Origin of the sequence: Streptomyces sp. NPDC048473 (assembly GCF_043200155.1) — a bacterium.
Lineage (GTDB): Bacteria > Actinomycetota > Actinomycetes > Streptomycetales > Streptomycetaceae > Streptomyces.
Map to the genome: position 1 here is coordinate 1 of NZ_JBICXE010000016.1, position 20,995 is coordinate 20,995.

The following is a 20,995-nucleotide window of genomic DNA, read 5'->3' on the forward strand; positions in this document are numbered from 1 at the left end:
ACCGGCGCTGCCAGCCGACCCACCACGGCCTGACCACAGGCCCGGAACCCGGCACCACCACACCCCGACAAGCCGTCAGACACCCAAACACCCAACAACGTGACAGTGCCCTCGGTTGGGACTCCGTGGATCCGAGCGCTCGGTTCCGACTCCGAGTGGCGGAGGGAGCCTCGGTGGCGTGGGCATCGGCCAAGACGACGACCGTGCCGCAAGCACCGCCCGTGCGCGGTACCCGGACGGCGAGCGCCGCGATCCGGTCCGGCCTGGGCGCCGCTGAGGATGACGGTCCAAGGACCTGACGAGCCGCCGCCGACCTCCGTCACGTGGTGATCACGGTGCAGTACGTGGCCCCTGACGGCGAAGCCGGTGCTGATTTCCTTGCCGATGGTCGGCTGCCCTCACCGCGTCGAGAGGTGAGCTGCGGTGGGCAATGCCGGGCCGGACCACCGGGTCGACCTGCCGGCTCCCCGGGATCCCTCACTGCGGCCATGCCGGGAGGAGATGACTGTTGTCTCGGATCATCGCCATAGCTGTGGAAGCCACGGGCACCCTTTCCAGTTTTTTCCCATGTGAGAGTGCGAAAAAGGCCGCTCGATCAACACGACGCGCCTCCACCTGGCGTGAACACCCCGGATCTTTTCCCGAGAAGGTGTCCCTCCGTGTCCCACGATCTCCACGTTCCCGCCCGACCCATATCACCGGCATCGCCCGGCACGCACGTGTGCAAGGGATACTGCACTCTGTACACCTGGACGAGCGGCACACAAGGCTCGGTGTCCTCGGCCCGTCGGGCCTTCCGGTATGCCCTGGACCGAGCGGGACTCTCGGGAGAGACTGTCAGCAACGCCGTGCTGGCCGCATCGGAGCTCGCAGCGAACGCCACGGAGCACGCCGCCGGACCGTACATGATGACTCTGCGGCACACGGGTACAGAGCTCATCTGCGAGATCCACGACCGCGACCCTCAGATCCCCGCGTTCCCGGCAGCGGCACCGCTCGTGTCCGGCCAGGACGCACCTGGGGGCGCTTGGGGTGAGCTGTATGAAGATCTTTCGGAACGCGGTCGTGGGCTTCACATCGTCGATCAGCTCACCGCAGGGAAATGGGGCTTCCGTCGGTCAGGTGACGGCGGGAAGATCGCTTGGATGGCCATCCTGCTCGCCGTTCCCTCACCGGCGCAGCCTCACCGATCCGCTCGGGACAACAGCGAGTAGGACGTATTCCGGAAACCCTGCTGCGCGGACTGCGCCAGCTCGCCCCCCGTCCGGCTTCTTCGCTCCCGGTCAGGCCGACTGTCCGCCCTCGGCGACATCCAGGAGCAGGAGGGCCGCACTGACCTCCACGACGGTTGTCGGAGCGGAGAGGTCGATGTCGGCCACCACTTCGATCCGGCGCAGGCGCTGGCTCACCGTATTGGGATGGACGTTGAGTCTCTGCGCGGCCTCGGTCCGGCTGAGATCACTGTCCAGATAGACGCGCAGCGTCCGCAGCAAGTGAGTGCCGCGCCGCAGATCGTGCTCCCGAACCGCCGCCAAGGTACGGTCGGCGAAGGCCACCAGCTGCCGGGCGTCGTTGAGTTGCAGAAGCAGGCCCGCGACGCCGAGGTCGTCCGGCGTCACGACGATGTCGCAACGCCCCGTGCGCAGCGCCACATTGAGTGCTCCGCGAGCAGTCCGGTACGCCTGCCGGAAGGTCTGCTGTTCGGTGCCGGACACCGCGACGGTTGCTCCCTCGGCGCCCGGAACCGAAGCCATCGCGCGCCGTATCGAGGAGGCGACGGCACCCATGTGCTCCGCCTCGCCGACCGGGCCTGCTGCAGCTCCCGTACGAACTCCGTCCAACGGCCAGAGCGCGACCACTGCTCCCTGGTGCATGGCGACGAGGGGTCTCGGCGTGTACGCGGCAGCGAACTCGGACACCACAGCCAGTGCTCGCTCGTAGGCCCGGGGGCGCCGGGATTCGGACGCCACGTCGAGTTGGCCGACGAGGGCGGCGTGGGGCCGGGACAAGTCGTGCCCCAGTCGGTCGGCGCGCTCCCGCAATGGGCGGGATTCGGCAGACGCACCGCTCAGGATGTCGGCGAGCAGTTCGCCACGCAGCCGGTGCTCGACCTCGGTTCCGGTGCGCAACCGGAACAGTTCGAGCGATATCACGATCGAGGCGTGTTCGAGGGCTCGTTCGTCGAGTGGTGAGACCCCCCCGGCACCGCGCGGCAGCCACACCCGGGCGACTACCTCCCCCGCCAGCCGGACGGTGGCAGCGAGATAGCCGCCGTGCTCGCGGACGAGGCCGGCGCCGAGCACGTGCGGCTCGGACTGGTCCACACGCAGTGGCAGCGCAGCTCGTACGTCGGCGTCCGGCAACTCCGTGAGAGGGCCGGTCTGGGCGAGCACGGTGCCCCGTGCGTCCTCGACGAGTACGGGCCGCGACACGAGTTCCGCCAGCGTCGTGACGATGCCGCCGAGCCCACCGGCACGGAGCGCGACCGACAGGAGGCGTTCGTGGATGCGTTCCGATTTCGTCAGCAGGTCGCGCTGGCGGCGAAGCGAGACGTTCAGCTGCTGGAGTTCGTCGACCATTCGTGCCGCGGTGAGCGCGATCGCGGCGTGGTTGGCCAGCAAGGTGAGCCGCTCGATTTCGTGGTCGGTGAAGTCGTGGACGACCGAGTGGTAGCTGTTGAGCGTGCCGACCACTTCCCCGCCGGCGACGAGCGGCACCGAGAGCATGGACCGGTAACCCTGCTCCTCCGCGACCCCGCCCCATGGCGTGAACTGCGGCTCCCTGGCGATGTCCCGCACCGCGACGGGCGCACCCGACCGAAAGGCCTGACTCGACGGTGCGTGGTGAAGGCTGTCCCCGCGCAACTGCACCGGACGGTCCGAGTTGACGCGCGCCACGTACTCGGCCGACAGTCCGCTCCATCCTTCGATCACAAGGTTCCGCCCGGAGCCGTCAGGAATCAGGACTCCGCAGAAGTCGAACCCCAGCAAGGACCGCGCCGTGTCCGCAACGAGGTCGAGGACCTCGCGCAGGGTTCGTCCGGAACTCACCGCACTACTCAATGCCTGCACGGCCTCAAGCCAGCGCCGCAGTTCGGTGTGCGACTCGCTTCTGCTCGACCCGGCAGGGTCCGCACCTTCCCATGACAGCGGCGACATGTACTCAGCATGGCACGGCCCAGGGTGTCGGTGACGACATACATCGGTCTCGAATGTATCTGATCAGACATAGAGATACATGAATCCTGTCCCCATACTCGACCGCACGCCGCTGCATCGGGGCGCGGACAGGGCTCGTTTCCCTGCCACGCCGAAACGTGCAGCCCTGTGCCCGTCGTAAGGACAGCCCATGAACGAGACCAAGACCCTGTGCCCTGACGCTGCCGCGACGCCGGTCGACGCCGTTGTTCGCCGCGAAAGGGCGATCATCAACCCGGCCACCGGCGAGGTGATCCGCACCGTCCCGGACAGCACGGTCTGTGAGGTGGACAAGGCGGTGGAGGTGGCGAGGACGGCCTTCGAGTCCGGTCCGTGGCCGCGCATGCCGCGCAGCGAGCGGGCCAGGCACCTGCTGCGGTTCGCCGACGCGATCGAGGCACACACCGAGACGCTGTTCCAGCTGGAGACGCGGAACAACGGCCGTCCCATCACCGAGACCAGGGCACAACTCGCCCGTGTCCCGGAGTGGTTCCGCTACAACGCGGGTCTGCTGGCCGCCCAGCGGGACGCAGTCCTGCCCAGCGACGGCCCATACCTCACCTACCAGCGTAGGTCCCCGCTCGGTGTGTGCGGCATCATCACCCCGTTCAACCATCCGCTGCTGATCCTCGCGCGAAGTCTGTCCGCCGCGCTGGCCACCGGGAACACCGTGGTGGTCAAGCCCTCCGAGATGACGCCGCTGACCACACTGGCGCTGGTGGACATCCTGCGCGATGCCGGACTGCCCGAGGATGTCGTCACGGTGGTCACCGGTGGGCGCGAGGTGGGCGAACGGCTCACCGGCCACCCCGACGTCGCCAAGATCACGCTCACCGGTGGCACCGAGGCCGGCCGGGCGGCGGCGGTCGCCACGGCGGCCCGCTTCGCCCGCGTCACCGCGGAGCTCGGCGGCAAGACCCCGATCATCGTCTTCGACGACATCGACCCGCTGGTCGCAGCCGAGGGGGCGGCGTTCGCCGCCTTTGTGGCGGCCGGCCAGTCCTGTGTCGCCGGTTCGCGGTTCCTCGTCCAGCGTGGCATCTACGACGCCTTCGTCAAGGCGCTGAGTGCCCGGGCGTCGGCGATCCGGATCGGTGACCCGGCGCAGCCGGGTACCCAGCTGGGACCGCTGATCAGCAGCGTCCAGCGGGACAAGGTCCTGCGTCTGATCGCGACCGGTACCCAGGAGGGGGCCCGGATCGCCGCCGGCGGGGGCGTACCCGACCTGCCGGCCGAGTTCGGCTCCGGCTTCTACGTGCAGCCCACCGTGCTGGCCGACGCCACGATGTCCATGACCGTCACACGCGAGGAGATCTTCGGGCCGGTCGCGGTCGTCGTGCCCTTCGACGGCGAGGACGACGCGGTCGCGATGGCCAACGACAACCGGTTCGGGCTCGGGGCCGGCATCTGGACTCGTGACATCGGTCGTGGTCACCGCGTCGCGGACCGGGTCGTCGCCGGGATGGTGTGGGTCAACGACCACCATCGGCTGGAGCCGTCGCTGCCGTGGGGCGGGGTCAAGGAGTCCGGCACTGGGCGGGACGCCGGTCAGGAGTCCTTCGACGACTTCACCTGGGTCAAGACCGTCGTGGTGCGGACCGCCGCGGACGACGTCGACTGGTACGGCAGCACTGAGCCAGGCCGTCTCAACTGACCGGCGGCTTTCCAGGCGTCACCCCCTGCACCCTCACACACGGTTTCCCACTGGTGCCGACAGCGTCTCCTGTCCGGCAACGTCCAACGAAGGACCCCACCCATGTCGAACATGCAGGTCGACCAGCCTCCCGAGAGCTGGCGCACGGAGATCACCCGGATGCAATGGCTCGTCCTCCTGGGGACGACCTTGGGCTGGACCCTGGACGGCTTCGCCGGAAGCCTTTACGCACTGGTCCTCGGCCCGGCCATGACCGAACTGCTGCCGCACAGCGGCATCGCGGTGAACACGAGCGGTATCGGACTGTACGGCGGGCTGACCGTAGCCCTTTTCCTCGCCGGCTGGGCGGCAGGCGGGATCCTGTTCGGCGTTCTCGCCGACTACTTCGGACGGGTGCGGGTGCTGTCCGCGGGCATCGTCACCTATGCGGTGTTCACCGCGCTGGCGGCGTTCGCCGACACGTGGTGGCAACTCGGCGTGCTGCGGTTCGTCGCCGGGCTCGGCTCAGGCGTCGAGGCCCCGGTCGGGGCCGCACTGGTGGCCGAGGTGTGGCGTAACCGCTACAGGGCGCGTGCCTGTGGCGTGATGATGTCCGGTTACGCCGCCGGCTTCTTCGTCGCCGCGCTCGCCTACCAGTTGCTGGGCGGGCACGGCTGGCGGCTGATGCTGGGCATCGCGGTGGCGCCTGCCCTCCTCGTGTGGTTCATTCGCCGCTACGTTCCGGAGCCACCGGAGATCCAGGGTGCCATCGCGGCACGCCGGATGCGGAAGGAACAGGGCCAGGTTGCCGCGGCGGACCGGTTCGTCCTGCGCCGACTGCTCGCCGCACCGTTCCTGAGCCGGACGGCGATCTGCACGACGCTGGCCACTGGCTCGCTGATCGCCTTCTGGAGCGTGTCGACCTGGTACCCCCAGATCATCCGCCGGCTCGCCGCCGATGACGCGTTGTCCCTGGCGACTTCCAACAGCCACGTCGCGGTGGCCTCGATGCTGTTCAACGCGGGCGGCGTCCTCGGCTACGCCTCGTGGGGCTTCCTCGCCGACGCCGTCGGGCGGCGCAGGGCTTTCGCCATCAGCTTCGCCGTTTCCGCCGTAAGCGTCGGCTATCTCTTCCCCTTCCAGCACACCTACGGCGAGTTCCTGCTTACCCTGCCGGTCGTCGGATTCGGCCTGTTCGGCGCCCTGTCGGGCACTTTCGTCTACGGCCCCGAACTCTTCCCGCCCAGTGTGCGCGCCACCGGAATGGCCCTGTGCAACAGCATCGGCCGCTTCATCACCGCGGCGGGCCCGCTTGTGGCCGGCGTCATCGCCGTCTCGTGGTTCGGCGGAGACCTGGGCCTGGCGACCACTTGTGTCGCGGCGGTCGGCCTGATCGCGGTCGCCGGTCTCATCTTCGCGCCCGAGACCCGCGGGGCCGAACTCCCGAGCGAACCCCTCGACCTCGGCCCGGACCAGGCGGAGCCGCCGACCGGGTCGATCACCAGCAAGGAGATGTACACATGAACGCATACGACGGCGCGACTGCGGCAGTCATCGGGGGGTCGATCGGCGGCCTCACCACGGCGCTCCTCCTGCGCGACCTGGGCTTCACGGTCGATGTCTTCGAGCGGACTCCCACCGCCCTGGACGGACGCGGAAGCGGCATCGTACTGCAGCCGGACACCCTGCGCTGGTTCACCGAGCGCAGCGAACAGCACCCGGAGGGCCTCAGCACGTCCACCGACTTCGTGCAGTACCTGGACCCCGACAACCGGATAGTCCATCGCGAGCGACGGACGTGGAGCTACACGTCGTGGGGGACGTTCTACCGCGCCCTGCTCGGCGACTTCGGGCAGGAGCACTACCACCTGGGTGAGTACGCCTGCGGGTTCGACCAGGACGACCGATCCGTCACCGTGCGGTTCGTGAGCGGGCGTGAGGTGACCGCGGACCTGGTGGTCTTCGCCGACGGAATCACCTCCATCGGCCGCGAGCGCCTCGACCCGACTGCGGCTCTCACCTACTCCGGCTACATCGGATGGCGCGGCACAGTCCCGGAGAAGGAACTCTCCGAAGGCACCCGTGAACTGCTGAAGGACTCCATCACCTACACCGTGGTGCCCCACTCGCACATCACGCTGTACCCGATCCCCGGTGAAGGCGGGACGGGTCCGCAGGACCGGCTCATGAACTACGTCTGGTACCGAAACGTGTCCACGGGGCCCGAGCTGTCCGAGATGCTGATCGACAAGCGCGGCTTCCCCGGCACGGTGTCGGTCCACCCCTCACAGGTCCAGGACCGCTACGTCGAGGAGATGCGCCAGGCCGCAGGGCGGATGCTGTCGCCCGCGGCGGCCGAGGTCGTGACCTCGACGGCCACGCCGTACATCCAGGTCGTCTCCGACGCGCGCTCGTCGCGGATGGCGGAGGGCCGGGTGGCCCTGATCGGCGACGCGGCATGCGCCGCCCGGCCCCACGCCGCGGCCGGCACCGCGAAGGCGGCCGCCGACGCCTGGGCCCTCACCGCCGCGCTGGAGGAGACGCAGGGCGACATCAGCGCCGCCCTGCGCAAGTGGGAGCCGATCCAGCTCGAACTCAGCGCGCGACTGCTGGAGCGGGTCGTCGCCATGGGCGAGCGCTCCCAGTTCTCGAACACGTGGACCGCCGGCGACCCGAGCCTGCGGTTCGGTCTCTACGGCCCCGGGCGATGACGCCGACCGTCGGCCCGCCACGCACACCAAGAGCCCACGAACCACCACATGGAGGAGCAATGACCAGCAACGCTTTTCTGTCGGACCTGCCCCTGGCGGGAGACCTCGTCGCCACCGGGTTCGACGGATGGTCGCAGGAACTGCGCGAGGAGTTCGAGGCGCATTCTCACGACGGCTGGGTCGGCTCCCGGCTGCTGAGCGAGACGCCGCGGGTGCGGGTGTGGGAGATACGGCTCGCACCAGGCGAGCGCTGGCACGCCCACCGACACGTCCTGGACTACTTCTGGACCGCAGTGAATGCGGGACGCAGCCGCCAGCACACGCACGACGGCACCACCAGGGAGGTCTCCTACAACGCCGGGGAGACCCGCCACTTCACCTTCGGCCTGGGCGAATACCTGCTGCATGACATCGAGAACGTCGGCGACACCGAGCTCGTCTTCACCACCATCGAGCACCTCGACAGCTCGAACGCGCCGCTGGACATCCACGGCCACGGGCCGGACGGCCGACAGGAGGGACAGGCGTGATCAGCGCCCCGCTCGCCGAGGGCGTCATCGATGTCCATGCCCACTGGCTGCCCACCGAGCTGTTCCACCTCCCTCCGGGGGCTCCGTACGGGCGCATGCACGACCGCGACGGCGAACTCCACCTCGGCGAAATCCCGCTGTCGATTCCGACCCGGGCGATGAGTGATGTCCCCGCGATCCTCAAGGACATGCGCGCCGCGGGTGTGGGGGTGCGGGTCCTGTCCGCACCGCCGTTCGCGTTCCCCGTGGGAGGCGTGCCGGGGGCCGGTGAGTATGCCACGGCGTTCAACGACGCGCTGTCCGCCGTGGTCTCCGACGCCGGCGGCAGGCTCGTGGGGCTCGGCATGGTGAGTCTCGGTGACGCCGACGAGGCCCGCGCCCAGATGGAGCGGCTGGCTCGTACCGGCGGCATCGCCGGGATCGCGATACCGCCGCTGCTCGCAGGCCGCTCGCTGGATCGGGGCCCGCTGCGCCACATGCTCGCCGACGCTGCCGACCTCGACCTGGCCGTGCTTGTCCATCCGATGCAACTGCCCCGGCCGGAGTGGTCGGAGCACTACCTTTCCAACCTCATCGGCAACCCCGTCGAAAGCGCCACCGCCGTTGCCGCCCTGATCCTGGGCGGCGTCAAGGAGGAGTTGCCGAGGCTGCGGATCTGCTTCGTACACGGCGGCGGATGCGCACCGGGGCTGCTCGGTCGGTGGACGCACGGCTGGCACACCCGGCCCGATGTGCGGCGTCACTCGACCCGCCCGCCGGAGGAGGTTTTCGGCGAGCTCTTCTTCGACAGCGTCACCCACGATCCCGGGCTGTTGGGGCTGCTGACCGCGCACGCGACCACGGACGCGATCGTGTGCGGGAGCGACTATCCCTTCGACATGGCTCAGCAGGATCCGGTCGGCTTTGCCACCGACCACGGACCTGACGCCGGGACCCTCACCGCCAACGCGCGGGCATTTCTAGGACTGTGACGGGCCCGGCGGCACCCACTCATCCCCGCGCTGCGGCTCCTCCACCGTGAGCGGTCCCGTACGAACCCACCCGGCGACTGCCGTGCGCCGGGTGGCACGGGCACGACGTAGCCCCCTCCACCGCTGAGACCAGCGGACAGACCGTTCCGAGAAGGGAACCCACTGTGTCAGACTCTTCCCTGGCCGAGCGCCAGGCGGTCAGAAAGGCCCTCAGACGACTGGGCCCGTTGGTCCTGCTCCTCTATACGGCCGGCTACCTCGACCGGGTCAACCTCGGGACCGCCGCGCTGACCATGAACGCCGATCTCGGCATCAGCGTCTCCGCCTTCGGCTTCGCCACCGGGATCTTCTCGGCCGGTTACATCGCCCTGCAGGTCCCCGGCAACCTGGCACTCAACCAGCTGGGCCCTCGGCGCTGGCTCGGTCTGCTCACGATGTCCTGGGGCGTCGTCGCCGTTCTGTCGAGCCTGATCCAGGGCGAGGGCAGCCTCATCGCGAGCAGAATCGCCTTGGGTGCCGTCGAGGCAGGCATGCTCCCCGGCATGCTGATGTATCTGACGATCTGGTTCCCGCCGCGGATGCGCGGCCGGGTCACCGCTCTGGTGTGTCTGCCGTTCTACGCGATCCTGGGAACGCCGCTGTCCGCGGCGATCATCCAGTACGCCCACGGCGTGATGGGAGTGGCCGGGTGGCGGTGGATGTTCATCCTGGAGGGAGTGCCGACGATCATCCTCGGTCTGGTACTGCTTCGCTTCCTGACCGACTCTCCGGCGACCGCCCCGTGGCTCACGGAGCCGGAACGGGAAGCCTTGCTGCGGGTCACCACGGCGGAGACCGCCACAGAGAAGCTGAAGATCCGGTTCAGCGACGTCCTCCAGCGCCTGCGTGACCTCCGCCTGGTCACCCTTTCCGTGGGCGTCAGCCTCCTGTGGGTCGGCTTCGTCGCCATCACCTCGTTCCTTCCGCTGATCATCACCGGCTTCGCCCAGCAGGCCCACACCAAGCTGAGCGTGCTCCAGACGGGCCTGTTGTCCGGGGCCGTCTACATCCCCGCGACGCTCGTCTCCCTCCTGTGGGTGTCCAGCTCGGACCGGCGCAACGAGCGGGTGTGGCACGTGGCCTGCGGTGCGCTGCTGGCCGCCGCCGGCACCGTACTGGCCGCCAACACCACCGGCCTGTGGCTCACCCTGCTCGGTACGGTCCTGCTCACGTCCGGTATCTATGCGGCCCTCTTCCTCATGTGGCAGATCCCGGTCGGACACCTGCGCGGGCCCGTCGCCATGTCCGTCGGCATCGCCCTCACCACCATGCTCGGCAACATCGGCAGCTTCCTGGCCCCCTACATCGTGGGGTGGCTGCGCGACGCGACCGGAAACTACAACAGCGGCCTGTACTTCATCGCCGCCTCGCTCATCGGCTGTGCCGTCGTCACCGTGACCGGCAACCGGATACGGACGCGCGGCGCCACCTCCCCCACCCCCATCTCACACCGCGGTGACATCGAAGAAGTCACCGCTCACTGACGAAGGACGAACACCTTGCTCACGATCGACCACATCTCGCTGGGATCCCGCAACATTTACGCGGGCACCGAACAGCTCTGCGAGGAAACGGGGTTCGGACAGTACGAGGGGGGCTGGTTCCCCCACCTCGGCATCGCCAACCGCATCGTCCCGCTGGGACCGGACCAGTACATCGAGGTAGAGAGCGTCATCGACGCCTACGCACCGCAGACCAACCCCAACGCCCGCTGGTTCTACGACCAGATCGAGGGCGGCGACGTGTTCATCGGCTGGTGCCTGCGGGTCGACTCGCGCGACGAGCTGGAGAAGCTGGCCGAGCACTTCGGCACCGACATCATAGACAAACCGCTGCGCAAGCGGACGGACGGCGTGCAACGCAACGCGATCCGCGTTCCCGAGACCATTCCCTGCTGGCAGCGAGGAGTGCCCAACGTGTTCCTGATCGAAGACCTCGCCGAACACCCGGCCGCCCAACCGCGCAACGGGCAGCGGAACACGCCCCAGGGCATCACCTGGATGGAGGTCGGTGGCACCGCGGCGGACATGCGTGCGTGGCTGGGCGACGGCGCCGCCGACCTTTCCTTGAAGTACAACGGCGGACGTCCCGGCCTGTACGCGGTCGCCGTCGCCACGGACGAGGGTGAGGTGGTGATCCGCCGCACGGCGGTCACCGAGCCTCGGCAATGTGCGTGAGCCCACTTGGTCCCGCACCGCGCACCCGCAGATAGTCGCCACGGGGACCGCGCTTCCGACTCACTCGGCCAATTCGGAGCCGGGCGGACGGCCTGCCTACGCCCCGCGCCCGGGAAACCAGCTTGTCCGGGGCTGCAGCGGTGATACGCCGTGAGCCGCGACCGCGGAACGGCGCCGGCGCCCAGCGGGCACGGCTGACCTCGGGCCCGGCTGTTGGTGGGATGGCCGTCGACGCGGTGCCAAGGGGCGTCCTGCGTCGACAGGCAGCGACGGTGGGCCGGCGGGTGCCGGTTTCTTGGGCGAAATTCGCGGTGGGATCGGCCGGCAGCGAGGCTGGGTGTGAGGAGAAGCCGCGAGGCTCGGGTCGTGAGCCGCCTCGCCGTCAGGTGATGTGCCGCAGCAGCGCGGCGACTGCCGGGGGTGCCTCGCCGGGAGGTCTCACCACCATGATCTTCCAGTTCGGCGCGTGCCGGTCGAACCGGTACTGAGGCAGATCGGGGAAGCGGGCTGCGATCGACTTGGGCATGATGCAGATGCCCAAGTCGTTGCGGACCAGTTCGGCTGCCGCGACGATGTCGTTCACCTCGAATGTCGTGCTGCGGTCGACGCCTGCGGCACGGAAGGCCCGATCGACCGCGTAGCGGATGGCCCAGCCGGGTGTGAAGTCCACTATCGGCAACCGGGCGACGTCGGCGAGTCGGACCTCGCCGTTCGGTGTCGTCCCGGCGATGACCCGCCGGGACGACACAACCAGCACCATCTCCTCGCGGGACAGCAGCCGGGTCGTCAGTCCTCGCTGCTGTTGGCGGTCGAGCGCCACCACGGCCAGATCCACCGTTCCCTCGCGCAGCGCCTGCCGGATGTCGGCCACCGCCGCCTGCCTCAGTTGGACCACCACACCTGGGTGCTCCGCCCGCAGCGCGGCCAGGGCGTGGTGGAGACCCGCCCAGACCCCCTGCATTGTGCCGACCGTCACCCGCCCGCGCAGCTGTCCCTGTACGGCGTCGACCGCCTCCCGTGCCAGTTCGGCGGCGCGGAGCGCCGCGCGTGCGGCCGGGACGAACGCCTCACCCGCCGGTGTCAGGGCGACGCGGTGCGTCGTGCGGTCGAACAACGGCGTGCCCAGCTCACGTTCGAGGCCCCGGACCGTGCTGGATACGGCGGACTGGACCACGTGCAGCCGCCTTGCCGCCGCCGTGAACCCGCCCGCATCCGCCACCGCGACGACGACCTCCATCTGCCGCAGATCCATCATCCGCTCCCGATCAAACAGCGCTCCGTCCAATACAGAGACGACGATCTTCGATCCTTGCTGCATCGTATGCGGAAGACGTCGTCGTCCGGGGCCGGCTCATGCTCCTTCAGGCACGCGCTCCGGCACCTTCAGACGCGGACCGGCGGGATCCTTCAGGCGCGGACGAGCGGGGTGTCGACCAGATGCTCGGCCAGGAACCAGGCCTGCAGTTCCCCGGTCCTGATCACCTGTGAGACCAGGAGATCGTTGGTGCCGTCGTCACCCAGCTCACCGGTCCGGGCGGCAGCGTCGTGGGCCTCGACGAGGATGGTCTCGTGGGCTTCCAGCAGCCGTGACAGCATCGCCGGCACTTCCTCCACTCCGTCCGGAGGCCGCGGGATCGATGTGATCTCCGCGACGTGCCTGGGGTCGCCCACCGCGACGCCGCCCAGGGACTGGACGCGTTCGGCGATGGTATCGACGATTTCCAGCTGCTCCCCCGCGTGCTTGTCGAGGACCAGGTGCAGTTGGTAGAAGGTCGCGCCGCGCATCAGCCAGTGATGCTTTTTGTAGAGGCCGTAGAGGATCTGAGTGTCCGCCAGGACCTTGTTCAGGCGCTGGCAGGAGTACATCCGCGCCTCGTAGGACAGGCCGATCGGAAACTGCTTGACGGTGCCGAACTCCTGGATCACCTCGCCCCTCTGGTGCAGCCACGGCTGGCTGCTGCTCACGGGCTTGGTACTGGTGGTCATGGTTCGCCTCCTGTGGTGCCGTGCTGTGCGTTCCCGAGTGACGCTAGGTGCCCCGACGCAGGGCGCATTGACCGGGAGCGCATGCGGTGGTGTCCGCCAGTGCACAGTGCGCGGTGTCCCGTGCCAGGCGTTCGCTTTCGGGCAAGCCCCCGTGCGCTGTCGGGCACGGGCCTTCGGCCGGCCGATCTAGCCTCGGCAGGACGGCCCACGTCCGTGGAGCCCGAGGAACGAGGAGAGGCAGGCATGAGCGCGAACGAGCAGGCGGATGTGGTGGTTGTCGGGCTGGGGCCGGGTGGTGAGTACGTCGCGGGCACGCTGGCCGAAGCTGGGCTGGACGTGGTGGGGGTCGAGGCGGAACTCGTCGGGGGCGAGTGTCCGTACTGGGGGTGCGTGCCCAGCAAGATGATGATCAGGGCCGGGAATCTGCTCGCCGAGGCGGGCCGGGTGCCCGCCCTCGCCGGCGAAGCGGTTGTGACTCCGGACTGGGGCAGGGTCGCCGGGCGTATCCGCGGCGAGGCCACTGACGACTGGAACGACCAGGCCGCCGCCGGCCGTCTCGCGGCCAAGGGCGGCCGGCTCGTCCGGGGGACGGGCCGTCTCTCCGGGCCGCGCCGGGTGGCGGTCGGCGACCGCACGTTCGAAGCCCGGCGCGGTGTCGTGCTGGCCACCGGCACGCGGCCCCGGATCCCCCCGGTGCCGGGCCTCGAGGCAACGCCGTACTGGACCAACAGGGATGCCATGGCGGCCAAGGAGCTGCCGGAGTCGATGGTCGTGCTCGGCGGGGGCGCCATCGGTGTCGAACTCGCCCAGGTCTTCGCCCGCTTCAAGTGCGCGGTCACGGTGATCGAGGGGCAGGACCGGCTGCTGTCGCAGGAGGAACCGGAAGCCGGGGAGCTGGCCGCGGAGGTACTGCGGGCGGACGGAGTCACCGTACTCACGGGTGCTCGGGCACGGCAGGTCAGCCATGACGGCACCGAGTTCACCGTCTGCCTTGAGGGTGACGGGGAGCCGCTTCGTGCCGAACGGCTTCTGGTCGCCACCGGGCGCCACACCGACCTGGCCGCACTGGCGGTCGACACGATGGGGCTGGATCCAACGGCGGGAGCCGTGAACACGGACGGGCAGATGCGGGCGGGGGAGGGGCTGTGGGCGGTCGGCGACATCACAGGCCGAGGCGCCTTCACCCATGTGTCGATGTACCAGGCGCAGATCGCCGTCCGGGACATCCTCGGGCAGCCCGGTCCCGACGCCGACTACCGGGCGCTGCCCCGCGTCACCTTCACCGATCCGGAGATCGGGGCCGTCGGGTTGACGGAGCGGCAGGCGCGTGAGCGGGGGCTGCGGGTACGCACCAGTGTGCTGCCCATCGCCTTCTCCACGCGAGGCTGGATCCACGGGCCGGGCAACGAGGGGCTCATCAAGCTTGTGGAGGACGCGGACCGGGGTGTGTTGATCGGCGCGACGTCGGCGGGGCCGGCGGGAGGCGAGGTGCTCTACGGACTGAACGTGGCCGTCCACGCCGAGATACCCGTCGACCGGCTCCAGCACATGATTTACACGTATCCCACCTTCCACCGGACGGTCGAGGCCGCGCTCGGAGCCCTCCGCTGAGCCGCCCCTCGATCGCCCACGCGGCCCCGGCGCCCAGGCGATGGCGCACCATGCCGGGCCGCGACCCCGGCGAGCCGCACAGGGCCGCCACCTCGCTGGAGCTTCTCTTCGACCTGTGTTTCGTGATCGCGGTGGCGCAGGCGTCCGGGAGTCTGCACGAGGCGCTGACCGACGGGGAGTACGCCACCGGTGTCCTGCGCTTCGCGCTGGTCTTCTTCACCATCTGGTGGGCGTGGATGAACTTCACCTGGTTCGCTTCCGCCTACGACCCGGACGACGTCCCGTACCGGTTGACGGTGTTGGTCCAGATCACGGGGTCGCTCGTGCTCGCCGCAGGCGTTCCCCGCGCGTTCGAGGAGGGTGACCTGCGGGTCATCACCATCGGATACGTCGTGCTGCGCACGGCGCTGGCCGCCCTGTGGCTGCGCGCCGCGTGGTCCGACCCCGCTCGGCGGCCGACCACCCTGCGCTTCGCCGTTGGGGTGACGATATGCCAGATCGGGTGGGTCGGGTTGCTCGGTCTCCCGGCATCGGCGCGGCTGCCGGGCATTGTGGTGCTGATCATCGCCGAGGTCTCCGTCCCGGTGTGGGCGCAGTCCGCCGGGATGACCCCATGGCATCCGCGCCACATTGCCGAGCGCTACGAACTCTTCACCCTCATCGTCCTCGGAGAGTCCGTCGCGGCGGCCACCGTCGCCGTCCGGGGCGCCTTCGACCGGCACCACGGCACCGGCTCGCTGTACGCGGTGGCGGCCGGGGGCCTGTTCATGGCCTACGCCATGTGGTGGCTGTACTTCGCAAGATCCGCGCACACCCTGCTTGCCACGACGCACCAGGCCCACCGCAGGAGATTCACCTGGGCCTACGGCCACTACCTGATCTTCGCTTCGGCGACCGCCGAGGGAGCCGGCCTGGCCGCGTACGCCGATCACGTCACGCGACGCACGGACGCCTCGCCGTTGGCCGCGGGCGCGGCGGTCACCGTCCCCGCGGCCGTCTTCCTGATCACCGTCTGGGCCGTACACCTCCGGCCCCATCAAAGAACCGTGACCGAGTGGATTCCGTATCCCGTCGCCGCGGTCGGCGTCCTGCTGGCCGCTTTCTTCCCGGCACCAGCCCTCGCCGCCGGTGCGCTGCTGGCGGTCCTGGCCGTGGTGGTCACGGTGGAGCGCCGGTGAAGGAGCCCGCGGCGAGATCTCACCCTGTGCCGGGACCGAAGGCCGCGCGGCGGCACCCACCGTGTGGTGAGTGCCGCCGCGCGGCCGCCCTACTGCCCGCGCCTCGTCAGCTCGTCGCGCGTACCGCATCGCGGATCAGTTCGGCGACCTCCTTGGGCCGGGACACGGCCACGGCGTGCGAGGCGCCCTCGATCTCGACGATCGTCGCCCCGGCCCGCTCGGCTCCGAAGCGCTCGACCTCGGGGTTGATCGCCTGGTCCGCGCCGGCCACGAGCGCCCAGGAAGGCTTGGTCTTCCACGCGGCGGCCGAGGCCGTCTCCGTGAATGCCGAGGCGGCCAGTGGACGCTGCGCCACCGCAAGGACCTTGGTGGCGGCAGCCGGGACGTCGGCGGCGAAAATGTCCGGGAACGCCTCGGCCTTGATGGTGACTTCGACGGCAGGCTCCGATCCCTCCGCGGGGTACGTCGCCTCCTTCAGGTTGCTGACGAGCGGCGAGAGGGGGAAGCGGCTCTGCAACTCGCCCAGGCTCTCGCCCTCTTCGGTGACGTAGGCCGCTACGTAGACCAGCCCGACGACGTTCTCCGCGGCGCCTGCCACGGAGATGATCGCACCGCCGTAGGAGTGGCCGACGAGCACCACCGGACCGTCGATCTGAGCAGCCACGGACGCGATGTATGCGGCGTCGGACGCCAGGCCGCGCAGCGGGTTCGGCGGCGCGACCACGGGGATGCCGTGGTTCTGCAGTTCCGCGATGACCCCGGTCCAACTGGCGGCGTCCGCGAAGGCTCCGTGCACGAGAACAGCTGTGGGGATGGGGTTCGTGGTCATGTTCGGGTTGTTCTCCCTGTTGTCGGGGGCTATCGGGTCGGCGTGGAGCGCGGTGTCAGCCGGCGTGGAGCGCGGTGCGCAGGGTGTCGGCGGCCAGCGTGATGGCGGCTTGGGCGGCGTGGGTCTCGCGGAGGGCGTTGAGCATGACGAAGTCGTGGATGATGCCCTGGAAGCGCACGGCGGTGACGGGGACGCCGGCTTCGCGCAGCTTGTTGGCGTAGGCCTCGCCCTCGTCGCGCAGCACGTCGGCCTCGCCTGTGATGACCAGGGCCGGCGGCAGGCCGGTGAGCTGTTCGGTGGTGGCCCGTAGCGGGGAGGCGGTGATCTGGGCGCGGTCGGCCTCGTCGGTCGTGTACTGGTCCCAGAACCACTGCATGCCGTCGCGGCGCAGGAAGTAGCCCTCCGCGAACTGGTGGTAGGAGCCGGTGTCGAAGTTCGCGTCGGTGACCGGGTAGAACAGCACCTGCTGCACGAGCGGGACGTCGCCGCGTTCCTTGGCCATCAGGGTCAGTGCGGCGCTCATGTTGCCACCGACGGAGTCGCCGGCGACGGCCAGCCGCGAGCCGTCCAGGTTCTTGGACGCGCCCTGCTGGACGACCCACTTCGCGACCGCGTAGTTCTGCTCGATGGCGACCGGGTAGCGGGCCTCGGGGGAGAGGTCGTATTCGGGGAAGACCACGGCGGCGTTCGCGCCGACGGCGAGTTCGCGTACGAGGCGGTCGTGGGTGTGGGCGTTGCCGAACACCCAGCCCGCGCCGTGGATGTAGAGGATCACCGGCAGGGTCCCTTCCACGCCGGCGGGGCGCACGATGCGTGCGCGGACGCTGCCCGTCGGACCGCCCGAGACGGTGATCCATTCCTCGTCGATCTGCGGCTTGTCGATCTCGCCGGACTGCACCTCGTCGACCGCCTTACGGCCCTCGGCGGGCAGCAGGTCGAACAGATAGGGCGGATTGGCGGTCGCTTCGGCAAAAGCAGCTGCCGCCGGCTCCAGCACCGGCTGCACCGGCTCTACAACGTTGGACATGTGAATCTCCTGAGTTTCATGTGATGTTCCGGCCCCTCCGGGCCAGACATGGAGATCTGCGGGGCCGTCGATCCTTACGCTAAAACCCTGAAGACGGCGGAGATTGACCGTCAGTGCACCGGGTTTGACCTCACAACGCATGGAAACGGGACGCAGTGCACTGTCGGGACGAATGCTGTGCACTGTCGGGACACACGGATGCATCGGCTCGAAATAGCCTGGGGGCGAAGCAGTTGCGGGCTGCCGGAGTTGGTGTTGTGCATCGCATAGAAGGCCTACCCGGAATTAATTTCGGTTGAGCGTAGACGCATTGATTGCGTGTTCTCCCGATTCTCTCTGCCCGCCGCTGTCGCCGCAGTTGGAAGTCGATGCAGATGGAAATCGACGCTGTTCATGCCGCAGGAGGTTGTCTAAAGGTGTCCACGATGCCGGTCGGTGGGCTGGTTCCCAGCGCCACCGACGACGCAGCGGACCTCATTGTCCGCAACGCGAAGATCCACACCGGAGACCCGGGGCGCCCGCAGGCCGAGGCGATCGCCATACGGGACGGCGTCATCACGGTCGTCGGCGACGACAAGGACGTGGCCCCCCCATGTCGGCTCGGCCACGAAGGTGGTCGACGCCCTCGGCCGCCGGATGATCCCCGGCCTCAACGACTCCCACCTGCACGTCATCCGGGGTGGGCTGAACTACGTGTTGGAGCTGCGCTGGGACGGCGTACGCACGCTGCGCCAGGGCCTGGCGATGCTGCGTGAACAGGCGGCCCGCACGCCGAAGGGCCAGTGGGTCCGGGTGGTGGGGGGATGGTCGGCCGAGCAGTTCGCCGAACGGCGGCTGCCGACCGTCGCCGAGTTGAATGCCGCCGCGCCGGACACACCGGTGTTCGTTCTGCACCTGTACCAGTCGGCGGTGCTCAACCGGGCTGCGCTCAAGGCCGCCGGATACACCAGGGACACCCCCGATCCGAAGGGTGGTCAGATCGTACGGGGCCGGGACGGTGAGCCCACGGGTATGCTGCTGGCCGCCCCGAGCGCTCTGATCCTCTACTCGACTCTGGCCAAGGCCCCGGTGCTGGAGGGCGAGGACAAGAAGACCTCCACCCGCCACTTCCTGCGGGAACTGAACAGGTTCGGGCTCACGTCGGCGATCGACGCAGCGGGGGGATTCCAGAATTTCCCCGACAACTACAGCACGGTCGTCGAACTGGCCAAGGCCGGTCAACTTTCGCTGCGCATCGCCTACCATCTTTTCCCGCAGACCGCCGGTCAGGAAATCGACGACCTCGCCCGCTGGATCGAAATGGCCCGCCCCGAGGACGGGGATGAATGGCTCCGCCTCAACGGTGCGGGAGAGAATCTCACCTGGGCGGCAGCAGATTTCGAGAACTTTGCCCAGCCGCGCCCGGAACTCGCTCCCGGCTATGAGACAGAATTCGAGAAGGCCGTACGTCTGCTCATGGAGAACGGCTGGGGATTCCGGCTGCACGCCACCTACGACGACACCATCCGACGCGATCTCGCAATATTCGAAAAGTTGGCCGCGGAAGGACTATTCCCGGCCGGAAACCGGTGGCTGTTCGACCATGCGGAGACAGTCTCTGCGGACAGCCTCGACCGCATCGCCGCCCTCGGCGGCGCCATGTCCGTGCAGAATCGCCTGTCCTTCCAGGGCGAGGCGTTCGTACGCCGCTACGGCCCCGGCGCCGCAGCGGACGCCCCTCCGATCCGGGCGATGCTGGAGCGCGGTCTGACCGTCGGCGCCGGCACCGACGCCACCCGGGTCTCGACCTACAACCCGTGGGTCGCCCTGCACTGGCTGATCACCCGCCGCACCGTCGGCGACCTGGTCATGCGCCCGCCGCACAACCGAGTCGACCGGCAGACGGCGCTGTCGATGTTCACCGAAGCAGGGGCCCGGCTGACCGGCGAGGAGGACGTCAAGGGCGTCCTGCGCCCGGGCTGCCTCGGCGACCTCGCGGTCCTGTCCGAGGACTACTTTGCCGTGCCCGAGCCGGACATCGTGCACATCGAGTCCCTGCTGACGGTCGTCGGCGGCCGCATCGTTTACGCCGCCGCCGAGTACGAGGGCCTCGACGAGGAACTGCCGCCGGTCAGCCCCGAGTGGAGCCCGGTCGCACACTTCGGCGGCTACCAGTCCACGCCCGGCACCGGCTCGTCGGGCGCCTGCCAGGCCGAGTTGCTCGGCCAGGCCGTCGCGGAGTCGGAGCAGCACCGACAGTGGCGCACCCGACGAGGTCTGGCCCCCGATACCGAGAGCGCGGTCTTCGACCCCTGCTTCTCGCTCTGATCTCCCGGGAGAGGCCCGGTCACGAGCCGCCCCTCCCGGGACACCACCCCCCACCTATTGCCGTCGAACGGACGGCTTCGCCCAGCAGCGGACGCCCGTCCGCGATCACATCACTCATGGAAAGGCCCTCTCATGGTCAACATCTCCGAAGTCACCGCCGCCCCCGGTCCCGACCTGCTGACCCCCGACAACTGCGCCGTGCTGTTCGTGGACCACCAGCCGCAGATGTTCTTCGGCACCGGCAGCGGCGACCGCACCGCGATCATCAACTCGACCTTGGGCCTGGCCAAGGCGGCCAAGGTGTTCGACGTTCCGGTGGTCCTGAGCACCGTGGCCGCCGAGTCCTTCTCGGGTCCGATCATGCCGCAGCTGGCCGCTGTCTTCCCCGACCAGAAGATCATCGACCGCACCACGATGAACGCCTGGGAGGACAACAACTTCGTCGAGGCCGTCAAGGCGACGGGCCGCAGGAAGCTCGTCATTGCCGGGCTGTGGACCGAGGTCTGCGTCGTACTGCCCACCCTTTCCGCCATCTCCCAGGGCTACGAGGTCTACGTCGTCACGGACGCGTCCGGCGGCGTCAGCCCGCAGGCGCACGAGCACGCCATCCAGCGCATGGTCCAGGGCGGCGCGATTCCGGTGACCTGGGTGCAGGTGCTCCTTGAGCTCCAGCGCGACTGGGCGCGGACGGAGACGTACGTCCCCGTCACGGAGGTGGTGAAGGAGCACGGCGGGGCCTACGGCCTTGGCCTGGTCTACGCGCAGGCCGTCATCGGCGCCCACGCGGCCGGCTGACCCA

The 20,995-nt window shown here is 69.1% G+C and carries 16 protein-coding genes and 1 pseudogene; 12 read left to right on the forward strand and 5 right to left on the reverse strand.

The features are described from left to right. Positions 1-773: 773 nt before the first annotated feature. Positions 774-1,214, forward strand: coding sequence for an ATP-binding protein (locus ACGFU7_RS24400; RefSeq protein ID WP_393698228.1), 441 nt, complete (start codon positions 774-776; stop codon positions 1,212-1,214). Between the two features lie 69 nt (positions 1,215-1,283). On the opposite strand, the gene ACGFU7_RS24405 is transcribed toward ACGFU7_RS24400, so the two are convergent. Further along, the gene (locus ACGFU7_RS24405; RefSeq protein ID WP_393698230.1) at positions 1,284-3,050 is read right to left on the reverse strand and encodes a helix-turn-helix domain-containing protein; all 1,767 of its coding nucleotides are present in this window, start codon (positions 3,048-3,050) and stop codon (positions 1,284-1,286) included. Positions 3,051-3,348: 298 nt separating this feature from the next. Between ACGFU7_RS24405 and ACGFU7_RS24410 the strand changes: the two genes are divergently transcribed. The 7 genes from ACGFU7_RS24410 to ACGFU7_RS24440 all read left to right on the forward strand — a co-directional run bounded on the left by ACGFU7_RS24410 (position 3,349) and on the right by ACGFU7_RS24440 (position 11,258). After that, on the forward strand, positions 3,349-4,851 hold the full coding sequence (locus ACGFU7_RS24410; RefSeq protein WP_393698232.1) for an aldehyde dehydrogenase: 1,503 nt from the start codon (positions 3,349-3,351) through the stop codon (positions 4,849-4,851). A gap of 102 nt (positions 4,852-4,953) precedes the next feature. Next, on the forward strand, positions 4,954-6,354 hold the full coding sequence (locus tag ACGFU7_RS24415; protein WP_393698234.1) for an MFS transporter: 1,401 nt from the start codon (positions 4,954-4,956) through the stop codon (positions 6,352-6,354). Further along, positions 6,351-7,541 carry an FAD-dependent monooxygenase gene (locus tag ACGFU7_RS24420; protein ID WP_393698236.1) on the forward strand — a complete coding sequence of 397 codons (1,191 nt, stop codon included), beginning with the start codon at positions 6,351-6,353 and terminating at the stop codon, positions 7,539-7,541. Before ACGFU7_RS24415 ends, ACGFU7_RS24420 begins: the two co-directional genes overlap by 4 nt. A gap of 59 nt (positions 7,542-7,600) precedes the next feature. After that, on the forward strand, positions 7,601-8,071 hold the full coding sequence (locus ACGFU7_RS24425) for a hypothetical protein (RefSeq protein WP_383958557.1): 471 nt from the start codon (positions 7,601-7,603) through the stop codon (positions 8,069-8,071). Then, complete coding sequence (locus ACGFU7_RS24430) at positions 8,068-9,042, forward strand: amidohydrolase family protein (protein WP_393698238.1); 975 nt, start codon at positions 8,068-8,070, stop codon at positions 9,040-9,042. The genes ACGFU7_RS24425 and ACGFU7_RS24430 overlap by 4 nt, the downstream gene beginning before the upstream one ends. A gap of 164 nt (positions 9,043-9,206) precedes the next feature. Continuing rightward, positions 9,207-10,565, forward strand: coding sequence for an MFS transporter (locus tag ACGFU7_RS24435; protein ID WP_393698240.1), 1,359 nt, complete (start codon positions 9,207-9,209; stop codon positions 10,563-10,565). Between the two features lie 15 nt (positions 10,566-10,580). Next, the gene (locus tag ACGFU7_RS24440) at positions 10,581-11,258 is read left to right on the forward strand and encodes a VOC family protein (protein ID WP_393698242.1); all 678 of its coding nucleotides are present in this window, start codon (positions 10,581-10,583) and stop codon (positions 11,256-11,258) included. A gap of 382 nt (positions 11,259-11,640) precedes the next feature. Here ACGFU7_RS24440 and ACGFU7_RS24445 read toward each other — a convergent pair whose 3' ends face one another. Both ACGFU7_RS24445 and ACGFU7_RS24450 read right to left on the reverse strand, forming a co-directional pair. Beyond that, the gene (locus tag ACGFU7_RS24445; RefSeq protein WP_383958549.1) at positions 11,641-12,513 is read right to left on the reverse strand and encodes a LysR family transcriptional regulator; all 873 of its coding nucleotides are present in this window, start codon (positions 12,511-12,513) and stop codon (positions 11,641-11,643) included. Between the two features lie 152 nt (positions 12,514-12,665). Beyond that, positions 12,666-13,244 (reverse strand): DNA starvation/stationary phase protection protein, encoded by a 579-nt coding sequence (locus ACGFU7_RS24450; RefSeq protein ID WP_329837051.1) that lies wholly within the window; start codon positions 13,242-13,244, stop codon positions 12,666-12,668. Positions 13,245-13,487: 243 nt separating this feature from the next. Between ACGFU7_RS24450 and ACGFU7_RS24455 the strand changes: the two genes are divergently transcribed. Next, positions 13,488-14,855 (forward strand): dihydrolipoyl dehydrogenase family protein, encoded by a 1,368-nt coding sequence (locus ACGFU7_RS24455; protein WP_393698245.1) that lies wholly within the window; start codon positions 13,488-13,490, stop codon positions 14,853-14,855. Positions 14,856-14,905: 50 nt separating this feature from the next. Beyond that, positions 14,906-16,033, forward strand: a complete 1,128-nt coding sequence (locus ACGFU7_RS24460; protein WP_393698247.1) for a low temperature requirement protein A — start codon at positions 14,906-14,908, stop codon at positions 16,031-16,033. A 106-nt stretch (positions 16,034-16,139) separates the two neighbouring features. On the opposite strand, the gene ACGFU7_RS24465 is transcribed toward ACGFU7_RS24460, so the two are convergent. After that, positions 16,140-16,862, reverse strand: coding sequence for an alpha/beta fold hydrolase (locus ACGFU7_RS24465; protein ID WP_393698249.1), 723 nt, complete (start codon positions 16,860-16,862; stop codon positions 16,140-16,142). Positions 16,863-16,917: 55 nt separating this feature from the next. Then, entirely contained in the window at positions 16,918-17,889 is a 972-nt protein-coding gene (locus ACGFU7_RS24470; protein WP_393698251.1) for an alpha/beta hydrolase, read from the reverse strand. A 416-nt stretch (positions 17,890-18,305) separates the two neighbouring features. On the opposite strand from ACGFU7_RS24470, the pseudogene ACGFU7_RS24475 reads away from it, so the two are divergent. Further along, positions 18,306-20,196, forward strand: a pseudogene (locus ACGFU7_RS24475) (amidohydrolase). A gap of 132 nt (positions 20,197-20,328) precedes the next feature. Further along, positions 20,329-20,991 carry a hydrolase gene (locus ACGFU7_RS24480; RefSeq protein ID WP_393698253.1) on the forward strand — a complete coding sequence of 221 codons (663 nt, stop codon included), beginning with the start codon at positions 20,329-20,331 and terminating at the stop codon, positions 20,989-20,991. Positions 20,992-20,995 lie beyond the last annotated feature (4 nt).

Coding starts and splice junctions, on each gene's coding strand:
- ACGFU7_RS24420 (WP_393698236.1), top strand. CDS start 6,351: ATGAACGCATACGACGGCGCGACTGCGGCAGTCATCGGGGGGTCGATC.
- ACGFU7_RS24425 (WP_383958557.1), top strand. CDS start 7,601: ATGACCAGCAACGCTTTTCTGTCGGACCTGCCCCTGGCGGGAGACCTC.
- ACGFU7_RS24410 (WP_393698232.1), top strand. CDS start 3,349: ATGAACGAGACCAAGACCCTGTGCCCTGACGCTGCCGCGACGCCGGTC.
- ACGFU7_RS24455 (WP_393698245.1), top strand. CDS start 13,488: ATGAGCGCGAACGAGCAGGCGGATGTGGTGGTTGTCGGGCTGGGGCCG.
- ACGFU7_RS24465 (WP_393698249.1), bottom strand. CDS start 16,862: ATGACCACGAACCCCATCCCCACAGCTGTTCTCGTGCACGGAGCCTTC.
- ACGFU7_RS24480 (WP_393698253.1), top strand. CDS start 20,329: ATGGTCAACATCTCCGAAGTCACCGCCGCCCCCGGTCCCGACCTGCTG.
- ACGFU7_RS24450 (WP_329837051.1), bottom strand. CDS start 13,244: ATGACCACCAGTACCAAGCCCGTGAGCAGCAGCCAGCCGTGGCTGCAC.
- ACGFU7_RS24460 (WP_393698247.1), top strand. CDS start 14,906: ATGCCGGGCCGCGACCCCGGCGAGCCGCACAGGGCCGCCACCTCGCTG.
- ACGFU7_RS24445 (WP_383958549.1), bottom strand. CDS start 12,513: ATGATGGATCTGCGGCAGATGGAGGTCGTCGTCGCGGTGGCGGATGCG.
- ACGFU7_RS24470 (WP_393698251.1), bottom strand. CDS start 17,889: ATGTCCAACGTTGTAGAGCCGGTGCAGCCGGTGCTGGAGCCGGCGGCA.
- ACGFU7_RS24415 (WP_393698234.1), top strand. CDS start 4,954: ATGTCGAACATGCAGGTCGACCAGCCTCCCGAGAGCTGGCGCACGGAG.